Raw genomic sequence first — 7,564 nt, 5'->3', positions numbered from 1 at the left:
TTCATTGGAGCAAATGGCTAGCTTTTTTAAAGCCATATATTTATTAGGTGAACCCAATCAAATGCTGAAATATTTAAGATCTTATATTTCCTTATGTACCTTCTATGGTTAATTCTACCATGTAAGGAATGTAAGTTCATTGGAGCAAATGGCTAGCTTTTTTAAAGCCATATATTTATTAGGTGAACCCAATCAAATGCTGAAATATTTAAGATCTTATATTTCCTTATGTGCCTTCAATGGTTAATTCTACCATTATGGAATATAAGTTCATTGGAGCTAATGGCTATCTTTTTTCAAAGCCATCTAGTTATTAGGTGAACCAATGAAAAGCTTGAATATTTAAGGTCTTATATTTCCTTATGTGCCTTCTATGGTTAATTTACCGTGTAAAAATATATGTTTATTGAAGCTAATGGCTGAATTCAGCAAAATATGCGTTACAGCATAAAAATTGGGGTTGAATTTTGTACTTTCAGCGGATAAACGATATCTAATGAAATACCTTTTTGCTTTAACACTTATCAGTACAACTTTATTTGCCAATGCTCAGGACCAATTTGGCAATGTCTTCTCAAAAATAAATGACAATGTTCAGCAAAATTCTAAAGCTTATCAAACATTAAAATATGAAACCGAAACTATTGGTCATCGCTTAACAGGGTCAGTAAATGGTGAAAAAGCAGAACAATATGCTTACGATTTATTAAAGTCATACGGTTGCGATGTTAAATTTCAACCTTTTGAGGTAGAAAGCTGGGCCCGAAAAACAATTCATGTAGAAATTGGATCTGATCAAAATAGCCTGGTAAAAATGAAGGCCGTAACACTGGCACACTCGCCAGTTAGTGCTGATATTGTAGGAGAAATTGTTGATGCAGGTAATGGAATGGAAGTTGACTACCAAGCAGATCCGGCTAAGTTTAAGGGGAAAATTGCCTTGATATATTTAGGTGTTTTACCAGGCTCTCCTGCAGGAACAAAATCACTTCATCGTTCAGAGAAAACGGCGATTGCTACTCAATATGGTGCAACTGGTGTAATTATCATCAATACCGTTAAAAATGGAGTGCTGCTAACAGGAACGGCTTCTGTAACAGGAAAGCTGATTTCTATTCCGGCAGTTTGTATTGGTCTGGAAGACGGAATGGCATTGAAAGAGAAATTGAAAACCCAGGCACAAACGGCTCATATTGCCATGACTAATTTTTCTGGATTAATCAAAGCCAGAAATGTAGTGGCTACTTTTAAGGGTACGGAATTACCAAAAGATAAAGTCGTTGTTGGCGGACATTTAGATAGTTGGGATCTAGCTACAGGCGCTATTGATAATGGGATTGGATCATTTGCCATTATGGATATGGCACGCACTTTTAAACAACTTCACCTGAAAACAAAGCGTACAGTTGAATTTGTGTTGTTTATGGGTGAGGAGCAAGGGCTTTTAGGTTCAAAAGCTTATATCAATCAGGCAAAGAAAGAAAAAACGCTCCAACAGGTTAAGTTTATGCTAAACTACGACATGACCAATGATCCTAAAGGTTTTTCTACATCCCGTGCGGAAATGAAAGAATTATTTACGGCCTGGGGTGATGATATTGTAAAAATAGATACTGGTTTTAAAAACTTATTCAATGCAGGTGCTGGTTTACATAGCGATCATCAACCTTTTATGTTAGAAGGCATTCCAACTGGTGGTGGCTTTGGTGGTAAATTGCCCAATAATTCCGGTCCATTTTATCATTCTGATGGAGACTCTTTTAAACTTGTAGATGAACAAGAATTGAAAAATACCGTTCGCTATAGTGCAATGCTTACTTATGCTTTAGCCAATACGCCGAAAATCCCTATTGGTATTCAAGGTGAGGAAGAATTAAAAGCTTTCTTAGAATCTCAGAATCTAAAGGAACCACTTACTATTGCGGGTGAGTGGAGATGGAAATAAAATATCTACAAGATGTATGAAAAGGTTCTGATGAAGAAAAAATGATCATCATATTTAAGATAGCACAAATTTTAGCGTACAAATAATTCATTCACAGAAGAAATAAGAATCCCACTCCACCATAAAAAAAATAAAAATCCGAGAAAAGCTATGGCATAAATAATTCTTTGGCAACGTTTGTAAAACAAAGATTGCCTGATAGATAAGATATAAATCTTAAATGTCATCCATGGGATAACAGAAAACATACGTTCCATTAGAAAGGGATAGATGATCTAAAATACCGTTTTAAAGTAATATTGTTTAATATTTTTGAAAATTATTTAAATATATATTTAGTCCCTCGCTATTATTATGATAATTTAATTTAGAGTAACAATAATTATGAGTGATCAAATTCAAATTAAGAAGAGTAAAATAGTCTTTCTGATCTTTAGAGGTCTTAAATAACTTTTCTTAATCGCAGGTTAAATAGGTAGTCAAAAAGGGATAATTCAGTAATCAAAGGCTGATATGAGTTGATACTATTTTACATTCAACAAACCAGCTTGCTCTTCTAATTATTTGGCTTTCACAAAGCGATGCCGTAACTTTGCATTACATTTAAAAACAAATAATTATGTCATCAGTAGAGACAACATACATTCCTTATAAAGTTAAGGACATTTCACTGGCAGAATGGGGCCGTAAAGAAATTGAATTAGCCGAAGCAGAAATGCCAGGTTTAATGAGTTTACGCGAAGAATTCGGTCCTACCCAACCGTTAGCAGGTGCTCGTATTGCAGGCTGTCTGCATATGACCATCCAAACGGCCGTATTAATTGAAACTTTAGTAGCGCTAGGTGCAGAAGTAACCTGGTCATCATGTAATATATTTTCTACACAAGATCATGCTGCTGCTGCAATCGCTGCTGCAGGTATTCAAGTTTATGCCTGGAAAGGTTTAAACGAAGAAGAATTTGATTGGTGTATTGAGCAAACTTTACATTTCGGTGCGGATCAAAAACCATTAAACATGATTCTTGATGATGGTGGTGATTTAACCAACATGGTTTTTGATAAATATCCTGAGCTTATCGCAGGAATTAAAGGTTTATCAGAAGAAACTACAACTGGTGTTCACCGTTTGTACGAAAGAATGAAAAACGGAACATTGCACCTACCTGCAATCAACGTTAATGATTCTGTAACGAAATCTAAATTTGATAACAAATACGGTTGTCGCGAATCATTAGTTGATGCAATCCGTCGCGCAACTGATGTGATGATGGCTGGTAAAGTAGCTGTTGTTTGTGGTTATGGTGATGTGGGTAAAGGTTCTGCAGAGTCTTTAAGTTCACAAGGTGTACGTGTAATTGTAACTGAAATTGATCCAATTTGTGCTTTACAAGCGGCAATGGAAGGTTATGAAGTTAAAAAATTCGCTACAGCTGTTAAAGAAGCTGATATTATTGTTACTACAACTGGTAACCGTGATATTGTTCGTGGAGAACATTTCTTAACCATGAAAGATAAAGCGATCGTTTGTAACATTGGTCACTTCGATAATGAAATTGATGTAGCTTGGTTAAACGAAAAATATGGTTCAACTAAGGTAGAGATCAAACCACAGGTAGATAAATATACTATAGAAGGTAAAGATATCATTCTATTAGCCGAAGGTCGTTTGGTAAACTTAGGTTGCGCAACTGGTCACCCAAGTTTTGTGATGAGTAATTCATTCACTAACCAGACTCTAGCTCAATTAGAACTTTGGACAAACACAGATAAATACGAAAACAAGGTTTATGTTTTGCCTAAGTATTTAGATGAGAAAGTTGCTCGCTTACATTTAGCTAAAATTGGTGTAGAATTAGATGTTCTAGATCAACACCAGGCTGATTATATCGGCGTTCCGGTAGAAGGTCCTTTTAAATCAAACGAATATCGTTACTAAAATTAGTCATGAGTCTGTAGTTCAGAGTCATGAATCTAAATACAAGAGGGATGTGCAGCATTGCATATCCCTTTTATTTTACAAGCAATTTGCCTAAACAATAGGTTTACCTATATGGCTTGATGCATTTAACAATTGTTTGAAATAGATTATGATAATGCTTCGGATTTTCAGTCCAATCATATAATTCTCCAAAAGATGATTATTTTCATTCTTGTAGGCTTTAATAATTAAGAACTGAAAACTCCAGTTGAATTCACAACTCCTTAATATTAAATCTCCCCGTGCCAAACTTTTTCACTTAACCCCTTGATTTATAAAAAGAATTGTTCTACTTTTGCAGTCCGTTTTATAGGCTATCTGTAAGGATGCCGGGGGAGCGGTAAAATAATTAAATAAAAAATTAAAAAAGCACAATGCCAACCATTCAACAATTAGTTAGAAAAGGTAGAGTAGCACTGGAGTTCAAGAGTAAGTCTCCAGCGTTGGACAGCTGTCCACAGCGAAGAGGTGTATGTACACGTGTGTACACCACTACCCCTAAAAAACCAAACTCAGCAATGCGTAAAGTAGCCCGTGTTCGTTTAACGAACGGTAAAGAGGTGAATGCATACATTCCTGGGGAAGGTCACAACTTACAAGAGCACTCAATCGTATTGATCCGTGGTGGTCGTGTTAAAGATTTACCAGGTGTACGTTACCACATCATCCGTGGTGCATTAGATACATCAGGTGTTGCTGGTCGTAACCAACGTCGTTCTAAATATGGTACTAAACGCCCTAAACCAGGTCAAGTTGCTGCTGCACCTGCAAAAGGTAAAAAGAAATAATCGGGAGGAAATAAGAAATGAGAAAGTCAAAACCAAAGAAGAGAATTATTCTTCCTGATCCAAAATTTAACGATGTTCAAGTAACTCGTTTTGTAAATAATATGATGTACGATGGAAAAAAATCTATCGCTTACTCTATTTTCTATGATGCTGTTGAAATTGCTGAGAAAAAAGCAGGTGAAAACGGTTTAGAGATATTCAAACGTGCTTTAGTTAACATTATGCCAGCTGTAGAGGTTAAATCTCGTCGTGTTGGTGGTGCTAACTTCCAGGTTCCAACTGAGGTTAGACCAGAACGTAAAACTGCTTTAGGTATGAAATGGTTAATTTTATACGCTCGTCGTCGTGGTGAAAAAACGATGAAAGAGAAATTAGCTGGAGAAATCGTTGCTGCTGCTAAAGGTGAAGGCGCTGCTGTTAAGAAGAAAGAAGATACGCATAAAATGGCAGAAGCCAACAAAGCGTTCTCTCACTTCCGTTTCTAGTGGTGATTAGCAAATTAGTAAGATTACACAGATTTAATTAGAAGATTATACTGATTAAATAAATTACACCGATTTGTTTTTAACATAATCGGTGTAATCATTTAAAATCAGATAAATCAAAAAAAATACAATGGCAAGAGATTTAAAATTTACAAGAAATATCGGAATCGCGGCTCACATTGATGCAGGTAAAACTACAACAACAGAGCGTATTCTTTATTATGCTGGTGTAAGTCATAAAATTGGTGAAGTGCATGAAGGTGCTGCAACAATGGATTGGATGGCACAAGAGCAAGAACGTGGTATCACGATTACTTCTGCAGCAACTACGGTTGATTGGAATTACAGAGGTCAAAAATATCATGTTAACGTTATTGATACACCTGGTCACGTGGATTTTACTGTAGAGGTAAACCGTTCATTACGTGTATTAGATGGATTAGTATTCTTGTTTTCGGCTGTTGATGGTGTTGAGCCTCAATCGGAAACTAACTGGCGTTTAGCAAACAACTACAGTGTGCCTCGTATTGGTTTCGTTAATAAAATGGACCGTTCTGGAGCAGACTTTTTAAAAGTTGTTAAACAAGTTAAAGAAATGTTGGGTAGTAATGCAGTTCCTTTGCAATTACCTATCGGTTCTGAAGACGGATTTAAAGGTGTGGTTGATTTAATTAATAACCGCGGTATTGTTTGGAATGAGCACGATAAAGGGATGACCTTTACTGAAGTGCCTATCCCAGACGATATGATTGATGAAGTTGCGGAGTGGAGAGAGAAATTGTTGGAATCGGTTGCTGATTATGATGAGTCGTTAATGGAGAAATTCTTCGAGGCGCCAGAAACAATCACAGAACGTGAAGTTTTAGATGCTTTACGTGCAGCTGTTTTAGATGCTAAAATTGTACCTATGGTTTGTGGTTCATCTTTCAAAAACAAAGGTGTACAAACTATGCTTGATTATGTGATGGAATTATTGCCTTCACCTATGGATAGCGAAGGTGTTATTGGTACTAACCCAGATACTAGCGAAGAAGTTTTATTAAAACCAAGCATTAGTGAACCATTTGCAGCTTTAGCTTTTAAAATTGCAACTGACCCATTCGTAGGTCGTTTATGTTTTATCCGTGTTTACTCAGGTAACTTAGAAGCGGGTTCTTATGTTTATAACTCTCGTTCAGAAAATAAAGAACGTATTTCCCGTATCTTTCAAATGCATGCTAACAAGCAAAATCCTGTGCCAAATGTGGCTGCTGGTGATATTGCTGCGGTAGTTGGATTTAAAGATATCAAAACAGGTGATACACTTTGTGATGAGAAACATCCAATCGTTCTTGAATCAATGGATTTCCCAGAGCCAGTTATCGGTTTAGCTATTGAGCCTAAAACTCAGGCTGATGTAGATAAATTAGGTATTGGTTTAGGTAAATTAGCTGAAGAAGATCCAACATTCAGAGTTCAAACAGATCAGGAAACTGGTCAAACTGTAATCTCTGGTATGGGTGAGCTTCACTTAGATATCCTGATAGATCGTTTAAAACGCGAATTTAAAGTTGAGGTTAACCAAGGAGCACCACAAGTAGCTTACAAAGAAGCTATTTTCGGTACAACAACACACCGTGAAACTTATAAGAAACAATCAGGTGGTCGTGGTAAATTTGCTGATATTTCAGTAGTTATCTCACCAATTGATGCTGATTTCGAAAAAGGTGGTTTACAGTTCGTAAACGAAATTACAGGTGGTTCAATTCCACGTGAATTTATTCCTTCAGTAGAAAAAGGTTTTGCTGCTTCAATGGCAAATGGTGTATTAGCAGGTTACCCACTTCCTGATATGAAAGTACGTTTAACTGATGGTTCATTCCACGCGGTCGATTCAGATGCTTTATCATTTGAGCTTGCAGCTAAAATGGCATACCGTGAGGCTTTACCTAAATGTAAACCTACTTTGATGGAGCCAATCATGAAAATCGAAATCTTAACCCCTGAAGAAAATATGGGTGATGTAATCGGTGATATGAACCGTCGTCGTGGTCAGTTATTAGGTATGGATACCCGTAACGGATCTCAGGTAATTAAAGCAACTGTGCCTCTTTCTGAAATGTTTGGTTATGTAACACAATTACGTACAATCACTTCAGGACGTGCAACTTCTACAATGGAATTTGACCACTACGAAGCTGCGCCTAAAAACGTACAGGATGAAGTAATTGCTAAATCTAAAGGAAGAGTAAAATCTGAAGAATAATTACTAGTAGCATGAATTTAGTATCAAGTATCAAGACTGATTTTCTATCTTGATACTCGATACTTTAATCTCGATACTAAAAGATAAATCCGATTTCTGTTGTTAATAGCTCTAACAGGGAAT

Annotated in this window: 5 protein-coding genes; all 5 read left to right on the top strand. The window is 36.4% G+C overall.

Features of this window, described 5'->3' with window-relative positions; all coding sequences use genetic code 11:
* Nucleotides 1–496 precede the first annotated feature (496 nt).
* The 5 genes from EV200_RS06100 to fusA all read left to right on the top strand — a co-directional run bounded on the left by EV200_RS06100 (nucleotide 497) and on the right by fusA (nucleotide 7,441).
* Nucleotides 497–1,945 (top strand): M28 family peptidase, encoded by a 1,449-nt coding sequence (locus EV200_RS06100; RefSeq protein WP_132530162.1) that lies wholly within the window; start codon nucleotides 497–499, stop codon nucleotides 1,943–1,945.
* Between the two features lie 619 nt (nucleotides 1,946–2,564).
* Nucleotides 2,565–3,881 carry an adenosylhomocysteinase gene (gene ahcY / locus EV200_RS06095; RefSeq protein WP_132530160.1) on the top strand — a complete coding sequence of 439 codons (1,317 nt, stop codon included), beginning with the start codon at nucleotides 2,565–2,567 and terminating at the stop codon, nucleotides 3,879–3,881.
* Nucleotides 3,882–4,297: 416 nt separating this feature from the next.
* Nucleotides 4,298–4,711, top strand: a complete 414-nt coding sequence (gene rpsL / locus EV200_RS06090) for a 30S ribosomal protein S12 (protein ID WP_012780770.1) — start codon at nucleotides 4,298–4,300, stop codon at nucleotides 4,709–4,711.
* A gap of 17 nt (nucleotides 4,712–4,728) precedes the next feature.
* Nucleotides 4,729–5,196 carry a 30S ribosomal protein S7 gene (rpsG, locus tag EV200_RS06085; RefSeq protein WP_029282664.1) on the top strand — a complete coding sequence of 156 codons (468 nt, stop codon included), beginning with the start codon at nucleotides 4,729–4,731 and terminating at the stop codon, nucleotides 5,194–5,196.
* A 130-nt stretch (nucleotides 5,197–5,326) separates the two neighbouring features.
* Nucleotides 5,327–7,441 (top strand): elongation factor G, encoded by a 2,115-nt coding sequence (gene fusA / locus EV200_RS06080; RefSeq protein WP_132530158.1) that lies wholly within the window; start codon nucleotides 5,327–5,329, stop codon nucleotides 7,439–7,441.
* Nucleotides 7,442–7,564: the final 123 nt, after the last annotated feature.

This window comes from Pedobacter psychrotolerans (genome assembly GCF_004340665.1).
Classification (GTDB): Bacteria; Bacteroidota; Bacteroidia; order Sphingobacteriales; family Sphingobacteriaceae; genus Pedobacter; species Pedobacter psychrotolerans.
This window is presented reverse-complemented; position numbering and strand designations above follow the sequence as displayed.

What these genes read in the sequence shown, in the direction of transcription:
- fusA (WP_132530158.1), top strand. Translation starts at nt 5,327, where the DNA reads ATGGCAAGAGATTTAAAATTTACAAGAAATATCGGAATCGCGGCTCAC.
- rpsL (WP_012780770.1), top strand. Translation starts at nt 4,298, where the DNA reads ATGCCAACCATTCAACAATTAGTTAGAAAAGGTAGAGTAGCACTGGAG.
- rpsG (WP_029282664.1), top strand. Translation starts at nt 4,729, where the DNA reads ATGAGAAAGTCAAAACCAAAGAAGAGAATTATTCTTCCTGATCCAAAA.
- ahcY (WP_132530160.1), top strand. Translation starts at nt 2,565, where the DNA reads ATGTCATCAGTAGAGACAACATACATTCCTTATAAAGTTAAGGACATT.
- EV200_RS06100 (WP_132530162.1), top strand. Translation starts at nt 497, where the DNA reads ATGAAATACCTTTTTGCTTTAACACTTATCAGTACAACTTTATTTGCC.